Source organism: Flavobacterium fluvii (genome assembly GCF_900129545.1).
Taxonomy (GTDB): domain Bacteria; phylum Bacteroidota; class Bacteroidia; order Flavobacteriales; family Flavobacteriaceae; genus Flavobacterium; species Flavobacterium fluvii.
In genome coordinates, this window is record NZ_FQWB01000001.1 from 493,491 (window position 1) to 512,348 (window position 18,858).

Annotated in this window: 16 protein-coding genes; 3 read left to right on the forward strand and 13 right to left on the reverse strand. The window is 38.2% G+C overall.

Annotated features, from left to right (window positions below; translation table 11 throughout):
• Window positions 1–59: 59 nt before the first annotated feature.
• The 5 genes from BUC16_RS02080 to BUC16_RS02100 all read right to left on the reverse strand — a co-directional run bounded on the left by BUC16_RS02080 (window position 60) and on the right by BUC16_RS02100 (window position 3,047).
• Window positions 60–569 carry a DUF2480 family protein gene (locus BUC16_RS02080; RefSeq protein WP_073367556.1) on the reverse strand — a complete coding sequence of 170 codons (510 nt, stop codon included), beginning with the start codon at window positions 567–569 and terminating at the stop codon, window positions 60–62.
• Between the two features lie 66 nt (window positions 570–635).
• A complete protein-coding gene (locus BUC16_RS02085) occupies window positions 636–959 on the reverse strand; it encodes a DUF59 domain-containing protein (RefSeq protein ID WP_073368652.1) in 324 nt (107 codons plus the stop codon).
• Between the two features lie 7 nt (window positions 960–966).
• Complete coding sequence (locus BUC16_RS02090) at window positions 967–1,386, reverse strand: SufE family protein (protein ID WP_073367558.1); 420 nt, start codon at window positions 1,384–1,386, stop codon at window positions 967–969.
• Window positions 1,386–1,820 carry a hypothetical protein gene (locus BUC16_RS02095; RefSeq protein ID WP_073367559.1) on the reverse strand — a complete coding sequence of 145 codons (435 nt, stop codon included), beginning with the start codon at window positions 1,818–1,820 and terminating at the stop codon, window positions 1,386–1,388. The genes BUC16_RS02090 and BUC16_RS02095 overlap by 1 nt, the downstream gene beginning before the upstream one ends.
• A gap of 12 nt (window positions 1,821–1,832) precedes the next feature.
• A complete protein-coding gene (locus BUC16_RS02100) occupies window positions 1,833–3,047 on the reverse strand; it encodes an aminotransferase class V-fold PLP-dependent enzyme (RefSeq protein WP_073367561.1) in 1,215 nt (404 codons plus the stop codon).
• A 237-nt stretch (window positions 3,048–3,284) separates the two neighbouring features.
• On the opposite strand from BUC16_RS02100, the gene BUC16_RS02105 reads away from it, so the two are divergent.
• On the forward strand, window positions 3,285–4,625 hold the full coding sequence (locus tag BUC16_RS02105; RefSeq protein ID WP_073367563.1) for a serine hydrolase: 1,341 nt from the start codon (window positions 3,285–3,287) through the stop codon (window positions 4,623–4,625).
• 87 nt (window positions 4,626–4,712) lie between these two features.
• Here BUC16_RS02105 and sufD read toward each other — a convergent pair whose 3' ends face one another.
• From sufD to BUC16_RS02125, 4 genes are all read right to left on the reverse strand, one after another.
• Window positions 4,713–6,029 carry a Fe-S cluster assembly protein SufD gene (sufD, locus tag BUC16_RS02110; protein ID WP_073367564.1) on the reverse strand — a complete coding sequence of 439 codons (1,317 nt, stop codon included), beginning with the start codon at window positions 6,027–6,029 and terminating at the stop codon, window positions 4,713–4,715.
• 70 nt (window positions 6,030–6,099) lie between these two features.
• Window positions 6,100–6,852, reverse strand: coding sequence for a Fe-S cluster assembly ATPase SufC (gene sufC / locus BUC16_RS02115; protein WP_073367566.1), 753 nt, complete (start codon window positions 6,850–6,852; stop codon window positions 6,100–6,102).
• Window positions 6,853–6,884: 32 nt separating this feature from the next.
• Window positions 6,885–8,333: a Fe-S cluster assembly protein SufB gene (gene sufB, locus BUC16_RS02120; RefSeq protein ID WP_073367568.1), complete on the reverse strand. Its 1,449-nt coding sequence runs from the start codon at window positions 8,331–8,333 to the stop codon at window positions 6,885–6,887.
• Between the two features lie 18 nt (window positions 8,334–8,351).
• Window positions 8,352–8,681, reverse strand: coding sequence for a HesB/IscA family protein (locus BUC16_RS02125; protein WP_073367569.1), 330 nt, complete (start codon window positions 8,679–8,681; stop codon window positions 8,352–8,354).
• A 164-nt stretch (window positions 8,682–8,845) separates the two neighbouring features.
• On the opposite strand from BUC16_RS02125, the gene BUC16_RS02130 reads away from it, so the two are divergent.
• Entirely contained in the window at window positions 8,846–9,706 is an 861-nt protein-coding gene (locus tag BUC16_RS02130; protein ID WP_073367571.1) for an MBL fold metallo-hydrolase, read from the forward strand.
• Between the two features lie 95 nt (window positions 9,707–9,801).
• Window positions 9,802–11,676, forward strand: coding sequence for a M1 family metallopeptidase (locus tag BUC16_RS02135; RefSeq protein ID WP_073367572.1), 1,875 nt, complete (start codon window positions 9,802–9,804; stop codon window positions 11,674–11,676).
• A 167-nt stretch (window positions 11,677–11,843) separates the two neighbouring features.
• Here the strand turns inward: BUC16_RS02135 and BUC16_RS02140 are convergent, their stop codons facing one another.
• From BUC16_RS02140 to BUC16_RS02155, 4 genes are all read right to left on the reverse strand, one after another.
• On the reverse strand, window positions 11,844–13,574 hold the full coding sequence (locus BUC16_RS02140) for a DUF885 domain-containing protein (RefSeq protein WP_073367574.1): 1,731 nt from the start codon (window positions 13,572–13,574) through the stop codon (window positions 11,844–11,846).
• Between the two features lie 35 nt (window positions 13,575–13,609).
• Window positions 13,610–15,652 (reverse strand): M3 family metallopeptidase, encoded by a 2,043-nt coding sequence (locus tag BUC16_RS02145; RefSeq protein WP_073367575.1) that lies wholly within the window; start codon window positions 15,650–15,652, stop codon window positions 13,610–13,612.
• A gap of 78 nt (window positions 15,653–15,730) precedes the next feature.
• On the reverse strand, window positions 15,731–17,773 hold the full coding sequence (locus BUC16_RS02150) for a M3 family metallopeptidase (RefSeq protein ID WP_073367577.1): 2,043 nt from the start codon (window positions 17,771–17,773) through the stop codon (window positions 15,731–15,733).
• A gap of 54 nt (window positions 17,774–17,827) precedes the next feature.
• Complete coding sequence (locus BUC16_RS02155) at window positions 17,828–18,766, reverse strand: L-threonine 3-dehydrogenase (RefSeq protein ID WP_073367578.1); 939 nt, start codon at window positions 18,764–18,766, stop codon at window positions 17,828–17,830.
• Window positions 18,767–18,858: the final 92 nt, after the last annotated feature.

Here is an 18,858-nt window from a genome sequence, read left to right on the forward strand (position 1 = left end):
GTATTAGTTATAATACAAATATAATAAAAAGAGTAAAACTCTACTGGTTTAAAAACAGCCTACTTTTTGGGTGATTTATATAATGGAACTGCCGAACAAGCCTCGCCATACATAATGCTTCGGGCGAAAGCCTGCAAATGATGCGCTGCCAAAATATAGGCTCGCGTTGGCACGGGTTTTTTCGAACAACCTTTTATAATGACAGGTTTGTTTTCGTAAGCCGAATAATCAATTTTGGAAAGGATTTCTTCATACAAGGCAGAATCCAAATCTTCGATGGTACCATTCACTATTTTCTTGGCAAAAGGCGCCAATTGAATCGCAACCAAAATAGAAGCCCAAGCCGGAACAATGGCGTCAGTACTGCAATTGATGGCAACATACTGGTCTTGGTATTGCGACCAATCGTGATTCTTGAGATGCTCCCTAAAATCTTTTTCCTTCAGCAAGAAACCTTCCAGAAGCCATTGTGAAATATCAATTTGCGCACGAAATCCCTTTGGATAATAATCTTCCAAGTCGAAAACTTCCAAAACGCTATTGGCAACTTTATTTTCTATTTCTTCCATTTTTTTAGTTTTCAGTCCCAGTCGCAGTAATCAGTCTCAACTGTGACTGATTACTGCGACTGAAAACTACAACATCCCTAATTCTAACTTGGCTTCTTCGCTCATTAAATCTTTGCTCCAGGGCGGGTCGAAAGTGATTTCCACTTCAGCACCTTTGATGTGCTCAATTGATTTTACTTTTTCTTCAACTTCTCTTGGCAAACTTTCCGCTACCGGACAGTTGGGAGATGTTAACGTCATCAAGATTTTTACTTCAAAATCAGTGCTGACCATTACGTCATAAATCAATCCTAATTCGTAAATATCAACAGGAATCTCCGGATCATAGATGGTTTTAAGTTTTGCCACGATTTCAGTTCCCAGTAAATTGGTGTCTATTGATTGTTCCATAGTTTTTTTATTTTTTTGCATCGAATGCCAATGCGTACATTTTAATATTTTTTATCATCGAAACCAATCCATTGGCTCGTGTGGGCGACAAATGTTCTTTGAGTCCGATTTCGTCAATGAAATCCATATCGGCGTCAAGGATTTCGGCAGAAGTCTGGTTCGAAAAAACCCGAATCAAAATCGCTATGATTCCCTTGGTTAAAATGGCGTCACTATCGGCAGTGAAAACAATTTTATCGTCATTTTTTTCGCCTTTCAGCCAAACTTTCGATTGGCAACCTTTGATAAGATTGTCGTCGGTCTTGAATTCTTCCTGAATTAAAGGCAAATTTTTACCCAAATCAATAATGTATTCATAACGTTGCATCCAATCATCAAACATTGAAAATTCGTCTATTATTTCTTCTTGTTTTTCTTTAATGTTCATTATTCTTTTTTAGCAAATGAATTTATTTTAACAACCAGTTTTTTGATGGCTTCCGGTGGATAACCGTGATCAAAAGAGGTCGTTTTATATGTTTTATCTTTATAAGTGACTTTTAAATCGGCAATGGCGGCACCATCGTGAAAACGTTTTTCGGTTGGTGCTTTTAAAGTTTCTAAACCATCCAAATTGATGGTTTCAAAATAACCAACCAATTCCTTCCAATCCTTTTCGGAAATTTTCGTGGCAACCGGCTTGTCCGTTCCACTTCGATCTTTAGAAACAGAAACCGTCTGGTCTTGAATAGTAATCTTTTGATAGAAACCCCTGGTATTGGCAGTATACTCCAAAACAGCCGTTTTCAAGTCATTTTTGGTCTGACTTTCACAACTTTTGCTCAAGAAAACGCTCAATAAAACCAAGGCATATACTTTCATGTCATTTTGTTTTTAAGCCAACATTAATTGTGCTTTTTTCACGGCTTCGACCATAACGTCGATTTCTTCTTTGGTATTGTAAAAAGAAAACGAAGCACGAATCGTTCCCGGAATATTGAAAAAATTCATGATCGGTTGGGCGCAATGATGTCCTGTTCTTACCGCAATTCCTAACTTGTCAATGATTGTTCCCACATCATAAGGGTGAATCCCTTCGATATTAAACGAAATTACCGAAGTTTTCTCCTTGGCCGTTCCATAAATTCTAAGACCTTCGATTTCCAATAATCGTTTGGTGGCATATTCCAACAATTCCAATTCTTGTTTTTGAATGTTCTCAAAACCTATGGAATTCAAATAATCAACCGCTGTTCCCAAAACAATTCCACCAGCAATATCAGGTGTTCCTGCTTCAAATTTGTGTGGCAAATCGGCATAAGTAGTTTTCTCGAAAGTTACTTCTTTAATCATTTCGCCACCACCTTGATACGGCGGTAATTTATTGAGCCAAGCTTCTTTTCCGTATAAAATCCCTGTTCCTGTTGGCCCACACATTTTATGTCCTGAAAAAGCATAAAAATCACAATCCAAAGCCTGCACATCGGGTTTCAAATGCGGCACGGCTTGCGCTCCGTCAATCAAAATTGCGGCACCAAATTCGTGGGCTTTGTCAATCATGTATTTAACGGGATTCACGGTTCCCAATGCATTCGAAATATGATTCACGGTCACGATTTTGGTCTTGTTCGAAAGTAATTTATCGAATTCAGCCATAACCAATTCTCCGTTTTCATTCATTGGAATTACTTTCAAAGTAGCTCCCGTTTTCTCGCACAACATTTGCCAAGGCACAATATTGCTGTGGTGTTCCAATGCGGAAACCAAGACTTCATCGCCCGGTTTTAATATCGACGCAAATCCATTGGTAACCAAATTGATTCCGTGTGTCGTTCCCGAAGTAAAAATCACTTCGTGGGCGAATTTTGCGTTAATGTGATTTTGGATTTTTCCACGCGCAATTTCGTAGGCATCTGTTGCCAATTGACTCAAAGTATGCACGCCACGATGGATATTGGCATTAATTTCGTGATAATATTTTGAAATCGCGTCAATCACGATTTGTGGTTTTTGCGAAGTGGCTCCGTTGTCGAAATAAACCAATGGTTTTCCGTTTACAGTTCTGGAAAGAATTGGAAAATCGGCTCTAACTTTATTTATGTCTAACATTTTATTACTTTTTGTGTCGTGTATTATAGGCAAATGAACAGCCTGTAATCAACTATTTTTAAGACAATCCGATTCAGGATTGGCATATCTTTATTTAGAAAAATTCTAAATACAAAAGTAGTGAATCTAGAATTGTTATATAACACAGATTTCACAATTTTTAACAGATTTAAATTTTTTGTCAATCTATGAAATTGGGTTTCCTTTTTTGCTAAATTGCTTTAAAATTAGCTTCAAATGAGAAAAACATCCAAAATTATAGGACTTAGTTTACCACTATTCCTTGTTTATTTTGGATACACCACTTATCCCAAACTGGATTTGATTTCAGGATTTTCGGCCAAAAGCGTGGCTTCGGGACATTTTATTGGTCATCGTTCGCTTGAAATAATTGAAAAAGGCGACAACGACATCGAAATGATCACTTTGGCAAACAACCAAATTGATGAAAAAGGAAAATTTGCCATCGCTTCCGTTTATGGATTGAAGGAACGGAAAGCCATTTACCGCGAAGGTCTGGGAGCGACATTAATCGACGATGATTTTGATGTTACAAAACCATACAAAGTTCCCAAAAGAACTAAAATCAGCAACAATTTACCTTTCCCTTATGGCGACAATGAACAGAAAGACACTGTTTTTTCCAATATTGATTATGCCAAATTAGAAAAGGCCGTCGCCAATGCTTTTGACAAAAAAGGAGCAAAAAACAAAAGAACCCGCTCGGTTTTGGTGATTTACAAAGACAAAATCATCGCCGAGAAATACGACAAAGGCTTCAACAAAAATTCGAAAATTTTGGGCTGGTCATTGACCAAAAGTGTTACTGCCACTCTATTTGGAATTTTGCAAAAACAAGGAAAAATTGACATCAATAAACCGGCTCCAATTCCCGAATGGGCAAACGATGAACGAGCAAAAATTACCATTGCCAATTTGCTCAACATGAACTCTGGATTAGAATGGGAAGAGAATTACACCAAAATCTGCGATGCCACCAAAATGCTTTTTCAGGAAGAAGACATGAGCCGATCACAATTGATAAAACCGGCACTATTCAAGCCGAACACCCATTGGAATTATTCTTCGGGAACAACCAACTTGCTTTCGGGAATTTTGAGAAAACAATTCAAAACACACCAGGAATATTTGGATTTTTGGTATTCAGCCTTGATAGACAAAATCGGAATGCACTCGATGGTGGTGGAAACCGATATGGCGGGAAATTATGTGGGTTCTTCATACAGCTGGGCAACGACAAGGGATTGGGCAAAATTTGGATTGTTGTATTTGCACAAAGGCAATTGGAACGGCGAACAACTATTTGATGAAAGTTGGGCCAAATATGTAGCCACGCCAACCAAGGATTCCAAAGGAGATTATGGCGCCCATTTTTGGCTCAATGCAGGCGGAAATTATCCTGACGCACCTCGGGATTTGTATTCTGCCAATGGATTTCAAGGGCAAAAAATATTCATCATCCCATCGAAAGATTTGGTCATTGTACGAATGGGATTGAGCGAAGATTTTGATTTTAATGAGTTTTTGAAAGGGATTGTGGAGAGTTTTAAAAAATAATTTCAACCACAAAATCACAAAGGGCACAAAGTTCAATAATAAACTTTGTGCCCTTTGCGTAAACCTTAGTGACTTTGTGCTTAAAAACTACAAATCAAATCCCAATTTCACGCCTAATTTATTGGCAATGATTTTGGTAATTCTTTGTTTCAATTCCGGAATTTTAATGCCTTCGATTACGGCATTTGAAAAGGCGTACATCAATAAAGCTTTGGCTTCTTTCTTTGGAATTCCACGGGATTGCATATAGAACATGGCTGTTTCATCCAATTGTCCAACGGTACAACCGTGAGAACATTTTACGTCATCTGCAAAAATCTCCAATTGTGGTTTCGCATTTATGGTAGCTTTGTCGCTCAACAAAATGTTGTTGCTTTTCTGGAAAGCATTGGTTTTCTGGGCTTCTTTTTCCACATAAACTTTTCCGTTGAAAACTCCTGTTGAATTATCTGAGAAAATTCCTTTATAATCTTGGAAGCTTTCGCAGTTTGGCGCAGCGTGATTGACCAAAGTATAGTGATCTACGTGTTGCTTTTCGCCAATAATCGTGATTCCGTTTAATGTACTGGTCAATCTTTCACCAAAATGAAAGAAATTCAGGTTGTTTCTGGTCAAATTTCCTCCAAAAGAGAATGTGTGAACATAAACGTGACTTTCTTGTTTTTGAGAAACGTAAGTATTGTCGATTAGATTGGCTGCCTGATCGTCATTCTGGATTTTATAATAATCCACAATAGCACGTTTTTGTGCATAAATCTCGGTAACCGAATTGGTCAACACAGGATTTTCGTTTAGACTTTGGTGTCTTTCAATAATTTGAACGTGTGAATTTTCACCAACAATAATCAAATTTCTTGGCTGAACCAAAAGTGCCGCTTCATTGCCTGTCGAGAAATACATAATCTCGATTGGTTTGTGCACAACTTTCTTATGAGGAATGTTGATATAAGCTCCTTCATTGGCAAAAGCCGTATTCAAAGAAGTCAAACTTTCGTCTTTACTGGCAATTTTATTGAAATAATTATCAATAATCATTTTGTACTTAGGCTTGTTCAATGCCGATGACATCAGGCAAACATCCAATCCTTCATGCGTGGTAGACGACAAATGGGAACTAAAAACACCGTCAACAAAAACCACTTTGTAAGTGTCAATTTCGTGGATGAAATATTTTTTCACATCCTTGAATTCGATAGTTGATTCATTTTTTGGAAATACCGTAAAGTCATTTTTCAGGATGGCGTTTAACGAAGTATATTTCCAGGATTCTTCTTTTTTGGTCGGGAAACCTTTATCTTCAAAGTTTTTTATAGCCGAAGTTCTCACATCGTGAAGTTCTGAATGAACATCAACCTGCTCTTCGAAAGCCATAAAAGACGATAGTAATTTTTCTTTCAATTCCATTTTAGGTAGTTATAAGTTATGAGTTATAAGTTATGAGTTTTGCAAACTGCAAACTGTAACTGCAAACTAATTACGCTTCTTGTTCTTGTTTAATCCAGTCGTATCCTTTATCCTCAAGCTCGTGAGCCAATGATGCGTCACCAGATTTTACAATTCGACCGTTGTATAATACGTGAACAAAATCAGGAACGATATAATCCAATAATCTTTGGTAGTGTGTGATAACGATGATGGCGTTTTTGTCGCTTTTCAATTTGTTAACTCCATTGGCAACAATTCTCAAGGCATCAATATCCAATCCAGAATCGGTTTCATCAAGGATAGCCAATTTTGGTTCCAACATTGCCATTTGGAAAATTTCGTTACGTTTTTTCTCTCCTCCCGAAAATCCTTCGTTTAAAGAACGAGACAAAAATTTACGGTCAATTTCCAATAATTCTGATTTCTCACGAATTACTTTCAGCATTTCATTGGCAGGCATTTCTTCCAATTTGTTTGCTTTGCGAGTTTCGTTGATAGCCGTTCTCATAAAGTTGGTTACCGAAACTCCAGGAATTTCAACAGGATATTGAAAAGATAAAAACACTCCTTTGTGTGCTCTTTCTTCCGGAGCCAATTCTGAAATATCTTCGTTGTCTAAAAAGATTTCTCCTTCTGTTACTTCGTAATTTTCATTTCCGGCAATAATCGCCGAAAGTGTACTTTTTCCGGCACCATTTGGTCCCATTATAGCGTGAATTTCTCCCGCTTTCACTTCAAGGTTAATTCCTTTTAATATTTCTTTGTCTCCGATAGAGGCGTGCAAATTTTTTATTGATAACATTTTTCGAATGTGTTTTTATACTTATTTTATTATTATCCTACTGAACCTTCAAGTGAAATTTCCAATAATTTCTGTGCTTCCACGGCAAATTCCATTGGTAACTTATTCAATACATCTTTACTGAAACCGTTTACAATCAAAGCGATTGCTTTTTCAGTTGGAATTCCACGTTGGTTGCAATAGAAAACCTGATCTTCTCCAATTTTACTTGTAGTAGCTTCGTGTTCAATTTTGGCTGATGGATTTTTGCTTTCGATATATGGAAAGGTATGTGCACCGCAATTGTTTCCCATTAACAAAGAATCACATTGTGAAAAGTTCCTTGCATTCTCTGCGTTTGGACCAATTTTCACTAATCCTCGGTAACTGTTTTGTGATTTTCCGGCAGAAATTCCTTTGGAAATAATGGTTGATTTGGTATTTTTTCCAAGGTGAATCATCTTGGTTCCTGTATCGGCTTGTTGAAAATTATTGGTTACGGCAATTGAATAAAATTCACCTACCGAATTATCCCCTTTCAACACACAAGATGGATATTTCCAGGTTACAGCAGAACCGGTTTCTACCTGTGTCCAGGAAATTTTTGCATTTTTCTCACACCATCCTCTTTTGGTCACAAAGTTGAAAACTCCACCTTTACCCTCTTTATTCCCCGGATACCAGTTTTGAACAGTCGAATATTTAATTTCGGCATCGTCCAAAGCAATTAGTTCCACCACAGCGGCGTGCAATTGATTTTCATCACGGCTTGGGGCTGTACATCCTTCAAGGTACGAAACATAACTGCCTTCATCGGCAATTACCAAAGTTCTTTCGAATTGGCCTGTTCCAGCTTGATTGATACGGAAATAAGTAGATAATTCCATCGGACATTTTACCCCTTTTGGAATGTAACAGAAACTTCCATCAGAGAAAACAGCTGAATTTAATGCTGCATAAAAGTTGTCTTTTTGCGGCACTACAGTTCCTAAATGTTTTCTAACCAGTTCCGGATGCTCTTTAATGGCTTCAGAAATACTCATGAAAATGATTCCCTTTTCTCCTAAAGTTTTCTTGAAAGTTGTAGCAACAGAAACTGAATCGACCACAATGTCCATGGCTACATTATTCATCATTTTTTGTTCATCGACAGAGATTCCCAACTTTTTGTACATTTCCAAAAGTTCAGGATCTACATCGTCCAATGATTTATTAGGATCTATGGCCTTTGGTGCAGAATAATAAGAAATAGCCTGAAAATCAGGTTTGGCATATTTTACATTTGCCCATTCTGGCTCAATCATTTGTTCCCAAGCACGGAAAGCCTCAAGACGCCAATCGGTCATCCATTGAGGTTCTTCTTTTCGCAAAGAAATAGCACGAACGATATCTTCGTTTAAACCAATAGGAAACGTATCCGATTCTATATTGGTATAAAATCCGTACTCGTATTCTTTGGTTTCGAGTTCAATTTTTAAGTCGTCTTCGGTATATTTTGACATAATTTTTGTTTAAATGTTTTACAAAGAGAAACTCTCTCCGCAACCACAAGTTCTACTCGCATTTGGATTATTGAAAACAAACCCTTTCCCGTTTAATCCGCCCGAGAATTCTAATATTGTTCCAGCTAAATATAGGAACGATTTTTTCTCGACTGCAATTGTTATATCGTTGTCCACGAAAATCTTGTCGTCATCGCCCTTGTTTTTGTCAAATTTCAAATCATAAGACAAACCCGAGCATCCGCCGCTTTTCACGCCTACTCTCACATAATCGACTGCAGCATCAAAACCATCGTCTTTCATCAAATCGATGATTTTCTTTTTGGCTGTATCAGAAACTTTTATCATACTTATTTTGATTTTGTCTAAATAAAAGGCAAAGATATTACAATTTGGGCTTCAAGTCAAACAAGATAACACTTTTATAACTATAACTGGATAGAAAAAGTCTATTTTGCCTTCCTTAAACAAATGTATTACTTAAATTTGTTTCCTCTAAAAATAATTACCCAATGAAATTATATCCCATAGAAACCGGCAATTTCAAATTGGATGGTGGAGCCATGTTTGGCGTGGTACCCAAAACCATTTGGAACAAAACCAATCCTGCCGACGAAAACAACCTCATCGATATTGCTGCACGTTGCTTGCTCATCGAAGACGGTAATCGACTGATTCTGATTGACAACGGAATGGGAAACAAACAATCCGAGAAATTTTTTGGGTATTATTCGCTTTGGGGAACACATTCCTTGGACAATTCCTTGGCAAAATACGGCTTTCATCGCGACGACATAACGGATGTGTTTTTGACGCATTTGCATTTTGATCATTGTGGCGGAAGCGTGCAATGGAACAAGGCTAAAACGGGGTATGAAACCGCTTTCAAAAATGCCAAATATTGGACCAATGAAAACCATTGGGAGTGGGCAACAAAACCCAATTTGAGAGAAAAAGCATCGTTTCTTCCAGAAAATATTTTGCCTATACAGGAAAGTGGACAACTTAATTTCATAAAAAGACCCGAAAGCGATTTGTTGGATAAATCAGAACTGGGCTTCGGGATTTTCTTTGCCGATGGCCACACCGAAAAACAAATGATGCCGATTATTCAGTATCAAGACAAAACCATCTGTTTTATGGCGGATTTGTTGCCAACGGTTGGGCATATTCCTTTGCCCTACGTGATGGGCTATGACACCAGACCGCTATTGACAATGCCCGAAAAATCAAAATTCCTGAATGCCGCCGCCGAAAACAACTACTATTTGTTCCTGGAACACGATGCTCACAACGAAATCATATCCGTGGAAAAAACCGAAAAAGGAGTTCGGTTAGCGGCCGTTTTCACTTGCGATGAAATATTAAAATAAGGTTAATTACCGTGTTTTTATAACAAAATGGATTATTTTTGTCGGATTTTAAATTATCTGGCAAGATAATCGAATGCCCCATTTTTTATAATCTCATGAAAAAAATCCTTTTACTTTCCTTCTTTTCTTTAAGTTTTGGTAATCTATTGGCACAAAGTTCAACGTATTGGCAGCAACACGCCAACTACAAAATGGACGTTGTCATGGACGTGAAAAATTACCAGTACAAAGGCAAACAAGAATTGGTTTACACCAATAATTCGGCTGATACTTTAAAGCGTGTTTTTTATCATTTGTTCAACAATGCTTTTCAACCCGGAAGCGAAATGGACGCCCGACTTCAAAACATCAAAGATCCGGATAAAAGAATGGTTGACACCCTTAAAGTTGACGAAAAAAAAATTGTCGAAAGCAGAATCAAAAAATTGAAGCCCAATGAAATTGGTTATTTGAATATTTCAAATTTCAAACAAGACGGCATAGTCGTCAATACAAAAGTGGCCGGAACCATTCTTGAAGTAACATTGGCCAAGCCTATTTTACCCCATTCGAAAACCACTTTCACGCTCGATTTTGATGGTCAAGTTCCAGTGCAAATTAGGCGTACCGGTAGAAATAATTCCGAAGGAGTCGAATTATCAATGGCGCAATGGTATCCAAAAATAGCCGAATTTGATTTCGAAGGTTGGCATACCCATCCTTATATTGCCAGGGAATTTCACGGTGTTTGGGGCGATTTCGACGTAAAAATTACCATTGACAAAAAATATGTTTTGGGTGGTTCGGGTTATTTACAGAACAAGAACGAAATAGGTCACGGCTATCAAGACAAAGGCATCAAAGTGATTTTTCCAAAAAACACCAAAACCCTGACTTGGCATTTTGTTGCGCCAATGGTACATGATTTTACTTGGGCTGCCGACAAAGAATACATACACGACATAGTGAAAGGTCCCAACAATGTTGATTTACATTTTCTGTATAAAAACAATCCAAAAATAAACACCAACTGGAAAGAAATTCAACCCAAAATGGTTCGCATTATGGAATTGTACAACAAGGCCGTTGGTGATTATCCTTATAAACAATATTCTTTTATTCAAGGTGGCGATGGCGGAATGGAATATGCTATGTGCACCTTGATGATGGGAGAGAAAAAAGCAGAAGACATGTTGAAAACTGCGGCTCATGAATTGGCACATTCTTGGTTTCAACAAATCTTGGCATCCAACGAATCGAAACATTCATGGATGGACGAAGGTTTTGCCACCTATATTGAGTATTTGGCACTCAACGAAATAGCTGTCAAAAAAGAGAAAAATCCTTTTAAAAAAGTCTATTTGGACTATGTAAAACTGGTGAATTCAGGAAAAGAACAGCCACAAACCACCCAAGTGGATCGTTATGACGAAAACAAATCCTATTCCACTTCTTCTTATTACAAAGGCAGTATTTTCTTGTCGCAATTGGAATATCTGATTGGAAAAGACAATGTGACAAAAACCTTGAGGAAATATTTTCAAGAATTCAAGTTCAAACACCCCACACCCAACGATATCAAGAGAACTGCTGAACGTGTTTCGGGAGCCAACTTGGATTGGTATTTGACTGATTGGACACAAACCACAAACACCATCGATTACGGAATTGCAGCCGTGAAAGAAGATGGAAACAAAACAATCGTGTCACTGGAAAGAATAGGAAGAATGCCAATGCCCATTGATGTTTTGGTCGAATATACCGACGGCACGAAAGAGAGTTTTTACATTCCGTTGCGAATGATGAATTTCGAGAAGGAAAACCCAAATCCGGAAATTAAAAGAACGGTTTTAAGCGATTGGACTTGGGCGAATCCGAAATATGAATTCAGCATTCCCAAAAACAAAACCTCAATCATAAAAATCTCCATTGACCCAAGCGAATTAATGGCTGACGTGAAAAACGAAAATAATTGTCATGATGTAAAATAAAACCAACCACACCCGTCTGTTCGAGTGTTTTATTAAAAAAAGCTGTCGCATTACTATTAAAAAACACTCGAAGAGACGGTGGTGCTTTTCTCAGTAAAACAAAAAAGGTCTAGTTCTGAAATTTCAGAATTAGACCTTTTTTAATAAACAACAACTGTTGCCGCTGTTTATAGAATTTTACTCCAAATTGTTTTGTCTTTCAACAATACTTCACGCATCGTTTGGATTGGCATCATTCCGTTGTCCAGCATCGCATCGTTGAATTTTTGCAAACTATAGTTGTCCCCTTCTTGTTTTTTGAAATCTTCACGAAGTTTCAGGATTTGCAATTTACCCAAAGTATAGAACAAATAACCCGGATCATAAGTCCCTCGCAAGGCTTCTTGACGCGATGGTTTGTCGCCTTGATACCAATTGCTCATAAAGAATTTGGTCGCATCATCCACATTCATTCCGTAGCAATGGGTCTTGATGGACACGCACAAACGACAAATGCGCAACAAGGCATCCCCAGATTGTGCCAAACGGAATTTTGCCGCTTTCACTGGATCTCCAGAGTTGCCATAACCCGCTTCGAGCATCATTATTTCGGTATAATGTGCCCAACCTTCGATGTAGGCATAACTTCCAAAAACCTTTTGAACTTTAGTGGCATCCGAAGCATTCAAATGCAAAAACTGGGTGTAATGTCCCGGATAAGCTTCGTGAATGGAAACGACATCCGTGGTGTAAAAATTAAAGGATGCCAACCAATCTTCTTGCTGCTTTGGCGTCCATTTTGGGTCAACCGGCGTGATATAGTAATAAGCTTCAGTGGCTTTGGTCTCGAATGGACCGGGCGTATCCATCGAGGCAGTACTCGTGGCTCTGGCGAAGGCAGGTGTTTCTTCCAATTTTACCCGAACTTCAGATGGCATGGTCACAATTTTATGGTCAATCAAGAATTGACGAATCGCTTCCAGATTCTTTTTGGCATCCGGAATCAAACTTTGGGCCGTTGGATGTTCTTTTTGTATGTCGTTGTAAACATCGATCGGCTTTTTGTTGGGATTGATGATTTTGGCGGCAGCATTGAAAGCGGCTTGTTCTTTTTGCAATTCTTTCATCCCAATCGCCAAAATTTCATCGGCAGACATCGTGATTCCTTCGCCGTACAGCAGCATTTTTTGGTAATTTTCTTTGCCAATGGCGTACTTGTTGTTGGCTTTGCCTAATTTTTCTTTTTCCAGAAAATCGGCATATCCATTTATGGCAGCGATGGCTTTTGTATTGGCACTGTTGAAAGCCTTCATCAAAGAATCGTTTTTGACGTCTTTCAATGCCACCAAAAGATCTTTACCCAAGAAAGAAGCGGAACCCCTGGCAATTTCTATCGCCAACTGAATGTGCGGCAATGCCAATGAATCCTGCAAATTGGCCTTGGCATTTGCATAGAATTTTGGTGCTTCATTCTCGATGGCGATGATGGACTTGATTTGCTGTTCGATTGGAGCAAAATTTCTTTTGACATAAATATTCACGTCGATGGCGCTGGCATAAGTCATCGGGTTTTTGGTAAAAACTTTTAAATCTTCAAAAGAGAACAATTCGTTTTTGATGTTGGAACGCAACAATTTCCAATCGTAGTATTGTTTGGTACTCAAGGAAGCGGAATCCATTTCGGAAAACTTCTTGTCAAAATCTTTTAATCTTGCTATTTCTGCATCCATGGACTTTTTGCTGTAATCGGCAATTTTTCCGTCGTATTCGTGCAGCCCAAGAGAAACGCCTGATTGTGGACGCCAATCCAAATAACCTTTCAAATAATCTTCGGACAGTTTTTCGAAAGCCTCATTTTCATCATTTTTATTGCAGCCAAAAAAGGCCAAAACCAGAACTAGTAAAATGTGTTTTTTCATCTATATTAATGTTTAGATTGTAAATTAGAACAGTATTATTTTTTTATCCCCAACGATTCCAAAAAGGCATCCGAGTTTGGTTTTCGACCTAAAAAGTTTTCCACCATTTCAGTTTCTGGAACAGATCCACCTTTTTCCAAAATTTCTTTTCTGTATTTAATTCCGGTCGCCGTATCCATGACTCCATTTTTTTGAAACAATGAAAACATGTCTTCAGCGTATACTTTAGACCATAAATAACCATAATAATTGGCTGCATAACCGTTCAAATGGCCAAAACTGCAAATCATGTGATTGTTGTCGTCAAACGGCATTTGGTTTAACAAGGCCAACTCTTTATATACTTGTAAAACTCCTTTTCGTTTTGTCTCCTCATATTTGTCTTCATAGGTAAAATCGGTAAGCCCCAAGGAAATTTGTCTAATGTAAAAACTTCCAATATTCACCAACTGGGTTTTTTTCATTTTGTCGAACAAGGATTTTGGCAGCACTTCGCCTGTTTTGTAATGCTTGGCAAAAAGTTTTAAAGCATCATATTCCCAACACCAATTCTCCAAGAATTGGGAAGGAGCTTCAATGAAATCTCTTTTTACTGCTGATGAACTTTGCGATGCTATTTCAGGATGGCACAATAAACGGTGTACCAAATGTCCAAATTCGTGAAACATCGTGGTTACATCACTGTGTGGCAACAATGAAGGTTCATTGGCAGTTCCTTCCGGAAAATTACAAATAAGTGCCGCCACCGGCAATGTTTCTGAATCACCTTTTTTCTGATACGGGCTAATCCCGAAACAGGCAAAATGCGTGTATTTGTTGGCTCTTGGAAATAAATCCAAATAGAAACTTCCCGCTTTTTTTCCTTCGCACCAAATCTCGTACGTTTTTACTTTTGCATCCCAAACCGGCATATTGGTCACCGGCTTTATTTGAATACCCAACAAAGATTCGTACACTTTGAACATTCCTGCCAAAGTGTTGTTCATTTCGAAATATTCTTTTACCTCGTCTTTATTTAATTGGTACTTGGTATTCAGCATTTTCTTGCTGTAATAGGCAAAATCAGATCCGTATAAAGTGTCTGATTCTGTTGGGCTTGTTTCTTTTTTAAATGCTTTTAGGGTTTTAACTTCATCGGTAACCAAAGGCGTCAATTTTTTTATCAAATCATTTTCAAATGCCCAAACATTTTCAGGTTTTGCCGCCATTCTGGTAACCAAAGCGTAGGAAGCATAGGAACGAAACCCTAATTTATTGGCATAAAGATTTCTGTAATACAATAAACTATCCAAAACCGCCATGTTTTGTGGATATGCCCTGTTATTGTAACGCAAGCCAAACGTTTTTCTAGTCTTTGAATTATCCGCATTTTCACCAATTTTTATGTTATTGGGGCCATTTACATACACCACGTATTTACCGTTTGGACGTTTCCAAGAGTTAAGCGATTCCGCATCAATCCCTTTTAAATCGAGTTCCGTGAACAGCAAACTATCTTTGCTTTCCGCGATGTTTTTATCGAATGCACTTCCAAATTCAATCAGTTTTTTATTCAAGGCTTCCAATGGTTTTCTATCGGCAGCACTTAATTTCATCCCGTTTTTTTCAAACGAAATAATCTCGTCGGACAAAAACTTTTTTTGAGTTTTGGACAAAGTGGAACTTTTGGCCACATAAAACTTTTTTAAAGCTTTATACAAAGGTTCATTCAATCCCAAAGAACTCCCATAAACGGATAATTTTTCGTCTTGTTCATACGCCGCTTTTCGAATAACATCATCCGAATAAGTGGATTGGATTAAACCAATTTTCATCCCCAACCCCGTAAGTTCATAATCTAAATCATCGTAAGCAACCAGTATATTTGAAATCGTTTGTGGATTTGCGGCAACAATTTTTTTGATTTTTTCATCGGATGATTTGATTATAATTTCGACGGCTTCCTGAAGCGTGGCTGCGGTTACTTTTGTAAAATCAATGGGTTTGTTGTCGTGTCGCAAAAGAATGTTTGTCGTGCCGTTTTGTGCTTGAACAAATCCACTTAAAGTGAGTAAGGCGAGAATATAAAGTTTTTTCATTTATTTAATGTTTGGTTAAATTGTATTGGTTTTAGTATTTACAACAATGACAAATGGAATTATTTCTGTTAATGATCATTATTTTTTAATCCCCAACGATTCCAAAAAAGCATCCGAGTTTGGTTTTCTGCCCAAAAACTTTTCCACCATTTCAATTTCTGGCGTGGTTGATCCTTTTTCCAGGATTTCTTTTCTATACCTGATTCCTGTTGCCGTGTCCATAACACCTTTCTTTTTGAAAACGGAAAACATGTCTTGTGCATAGACTTTGGACCATAAATAACCGTAATAATTGGCTCCGTAACCATTTAGATGACCAAAACTGCAAATCTTGTGATCGTTGTCATCAAATGGCATCTGGTTTAACAGCGCCAGTTCTTTATAAACTTGCAAAACCCCTTTTCGTTTAGTCTCCTCATATTTGTCCTCATAGGTAAAATCGGTAAGACCCAAGTAAATTTGTCTGATGTAAAAACTTCCAATATTGACCAACTGCGTTTTTTTCATCTTGTCGAACAACTCTTTCGGAAGCACTTGACCTGTTTTATAATGTTTGGCAAAAAGCTTCAAGGCATCGTATTCCCAACACCAATTTTCCAAAAACTGGGAAGGAGCTTCGGTAAAATCACCCTTAACGGCAAAGGAATGTTGTGACGCAATCGCTGAATGCCCCAATAACCAATGCACTAAATGTCCAAATTCATGAAACATCGTGATTACGTCGCTATGTGGCAACAATGATGGTTCGTTAGCCGTTCCTTCCGGGAAATTACAGATAAGCGATGCTTGTGGCAGGATTTCAACATTGCCTTTTTTCGAGTATTGACTCATCGGGAAACAAGCAAAATGTGTGTATTTGTTGGCTCTTGGAAACAAATCCAAATAAAAGCTTCCCATTTTTTTTCCTTCGCTCCAGATTTCATAGGTTTTTACTTTGCTGTCCCAAACCGGCATGTTGGTGGCGGGTTTTATTTGAATGCCCAATAAAGACTCATAAACCTTGAACATTCCTGCCAAAGTATTGTTCATTTCGAAGTATTCTTTTACCTCGTCTTTGTTCAATTGGTATTTGGCATTCAACAATTTTTTGCTGTAATAGGCAAAATCCCAAGATTCGAAAGTGGCTGGTTCCGTTGGACTCACTTCTTTTTTGAATGCTTTTAGCGTTTTTATCTCGTCCGTAACCAATGGAGTCAATTTTTGGATCAAATCCTTTTCAAATGCCCAAACATTTTCAGGTTTTGCCGCCATTTTATCAACCAAGGAATAAGCAGCATAGGAAGAAAAACCCAGTTTTTTGGCATACACGTTTCTGTAATACAACAAACTGTCCAAAACCGCTATGTTTTGTGGATAAGCCCTGTTGTTGTAATGCAAACCAAAAACTTTTCTGGTATTGGCATTTTCTGCATCGTCGCTAATTTTTATGGCGTTGGGACCATTCACGTACACCACGTATTGCCCGTTGGGTCGTTTCCAGGATTGAAGTGATTCGAGGTCAATCCCTTTCAATTCCTGCTCGCTGAAGGTCAAGCTGTCTTTGCTTTCGGCGATGTTTTTGTCGAATGCATTCCCTAACTTGATGAGTTGGTTATTGATTTCTTCCAATGGTTTCCTGTCGGCGACACTCAACTTCATTCCACTTTTTTCAAATGAAATAATCACTTCCTCCAAAAACTTTTTCTGTTTCGCCGTCAAGACAAGACCTTTTTGGGTCGAAAACTTTTTCAAGGCTTTGTACAATGGCTCGTTCAAGCCAATGTTGCTGCCATAAACCGATAGTTTTTCGCTTTCTTCATAAGCCGCATTTCGAATGCCTTCATTTGAAAATGTCGAAGAAATCAAACCAATCTTCATGGACAAATCAGACAATTCATATCCTAAATCATCGTAAGCAACCAATATATTTGAAATTGTTTGTGGATTTGCGGCAATAATTTTTTTGATTTTTTCATCCGAAGATTTAATAACCACTGCAACGGCATCTCTTATGGTAGCATCATTTACTTTTGTGAAATCAATGGGCTTGTTGTCGTGTCGCAAAAGAATGTTTGTCGTGCCGTTTTGTGCTTGAACAAGTCCGCCAATCGCCAATATGGCGAGGATAAATAGTTTTCTCATTGGTTATCAATTTTGTTGGTTTTGATTTTATACATAGTAATTTTTGGATTCCATCTAACGCAGATTTTTCAGCATGTCTACCGTCATGCTTTCGAGATTAAACTCGTGGTGCCAATTCCAGTCTTCCCTGGCGCGGCTGTCATCGATGCTGGCAGGCCAACTGTCGGCAATTGTTTGACGGAAATCTGGTTGGTACGAAATGGTAAATTCTGGAATGTGTTTTTGGATTTCGGCTGCAATTTCTGTTGGGGTGAAACTCATTGCCGCCAGATTATAGGAAGACCGAATCTTGATTTGTTCCGACGGTGCTTGCATGATTCGAATGGTGGCATCAATTGCGTCGTCCATATACATCATAGGCATTTTGGTTTCAGATGATAGAAAACATTCGTATTTCTGGTCGCTCAAAGCTTTGTGATAAATGTCCACCGCATAATCCGTGGTTCCTCCGCCCGGAGGCGTTGACCAACTAATCAGTCCGGGATACCGAACACTTCGCACATCGACACCAAAATGGGAATTGTAATATTCACACCATCTTTCGCCAGCCAGTTTGCTGATTCCGTAAACCGTTGAAGGTTCCATAATCGTGTATTGGGGTGTGTTTTCTCTTGGAGTGGTTGGGCCAAAAACGGCAATGCTCGATGGCCAAAAAACTTTTTTTATTTGCTTGGCTTTGGCCAAATTCAAAACGTGAAATAAGGAATTCATGTTCAAATCCCAAGCAAAAGCAGGATTCTTTTCGGCTGTGGCCGAAAGCAATGCCGCCATCAAATACACGTCGGTAATTTGGTACACTTCCACAAGATGCTGGATCTGGTTGAAATCCAAGGCGTTTACTACTTCAAAAATCCCCGAATTCACGATATCGTTGTTCAACTTTCGAATATCGGCGGCAACCACGTTTTCGATGCCGTACAGCTTTCGAAGTTTATGGGTTAACTCTGTTCCAATTTGCCCGCAAGCACCTATAATCAGTATTTTGGGATTCATGTTGATGATTTAGAAATGTAAAGTTAACTTTTCGTAAACAGTAAAAGTTTGTAAAAATATAACAAATTTGTATAAAACACACAAAAATGAAA

Excerpts from the sequence above, each read along its gene's own strand:
- BUC16_RS02080 (WP_073367556.1), bottom strand. The coding sequence starts at position 569 with ATGGAAGAAATAGAAAATAAAGTTGCCAATAGCGTTTTGGAAGTTTTC.
- BUC16_RS02085 (WP_073368652.1), bottom strand. The coding sequence starts at position 959 with ATGGAACAATCAATAGACACCAATTTACTGGGAACTGAAATCGTGGCA.
- BUC16_RS02090 (WP_073367558.1), bottom strand. The coding sequence starts at position 1,386 with ATGAACATTAAAGAAAAACAAGAAGAAATAATAGACGAATTTTCAATG.
- BUC16_RS02095 (WP_073367559.1), bottom strand. The coding sequence starts at position 1,820 with ATGAAAGTATATGCCTTGGTTTTATTGAGCGTTTTCTTGAGCAAAAGT.
- BUC16_RS02100 (WP_073367561.1), bottom strand. The coding sequence starts at position 3,047 with ATGTTAGACATAAATAAAGTTAGAGCCGATTTTCCAATTCTTTCCAGA.
- BUC16_RS02105 (WP_073367563.1), top strand. The coding sequence starts at position 3,285 with ATGAGAAAAACATCCAAAATTATAGGACTTAGTTTACCACTATTCCTT.
- sufD (WP_073367564.1), bottom strand. The coding sequence starts at position 6,029 with ATGGAATTGAAAGAAAAATTACTATCGTCTTTTATGGCTTTCGAAGAG.
- sufC (WP_073367566.1), bottom strand. The coding sequence starts at position 6,852 with ATGTTATCAATAAAAAATTTGCACGCCTCTATCGGAGACAAAGAAATA.
- sufB (WP_073367568.1), bottom strand. The coding sequence starts at position 8,333 with ATGTCAAAATATACCGAAGACGACTTAAAAATTGAACTCGAAACCAAA.
- BUC16_RS02125 (WP_073367569.1), bottom strand. The coding sequence starts at position 8,681 with ATGATAAAAGTTTCTGATACAGCCAAAAAGAAAATCATCGATTTGATG.
- BUC16_RS02130 (WP_073367571.1), top strand. The coding sequence starts at position 8,846 with ATGAAATTATATCCCATAGAAACCGGCAATTTCAAATTGGATGGTGGA.
- BUC16_RS02135 (WP_073367572.1), top strand. The coding sequence starts at position 9,802 with ATGAAAAAAATCCTTTTACTTTCCTTCTTTTCTTTAAGTTTTGGTAAT.
- BUC16_RS02140 (WP_073367574.1), bottom strand. The coding sequence starts at position 13,574 with ATGAAAAAACACATTTTACTAGTTCTGGTTTTGGCCTTTTTTGGCTGC.
- BUC16_RS02145 (WP_073367575.1), bottom strand. The coding sequence starts at position 15,652 with ATGAAAAAACTTTATATTCTCGCCTTACTCACTTTAAGTGGATTTGTT.
- BUC16_RS02150 (WP_073367577.1), bottom strand. The coding sequence starts at position 17,773 with ATGAGAAAACTATTTATCCTCGCCATATTGGCGATTGGCGGACTTGTT.
- BUC16_RS02155 (WP_073367578.1), bottom strand. The coding sequence starts at position 18,766 with ATGAATCCCAAAATACTGATTATAGGTGCTTGCGGGCAAATTGGAACA.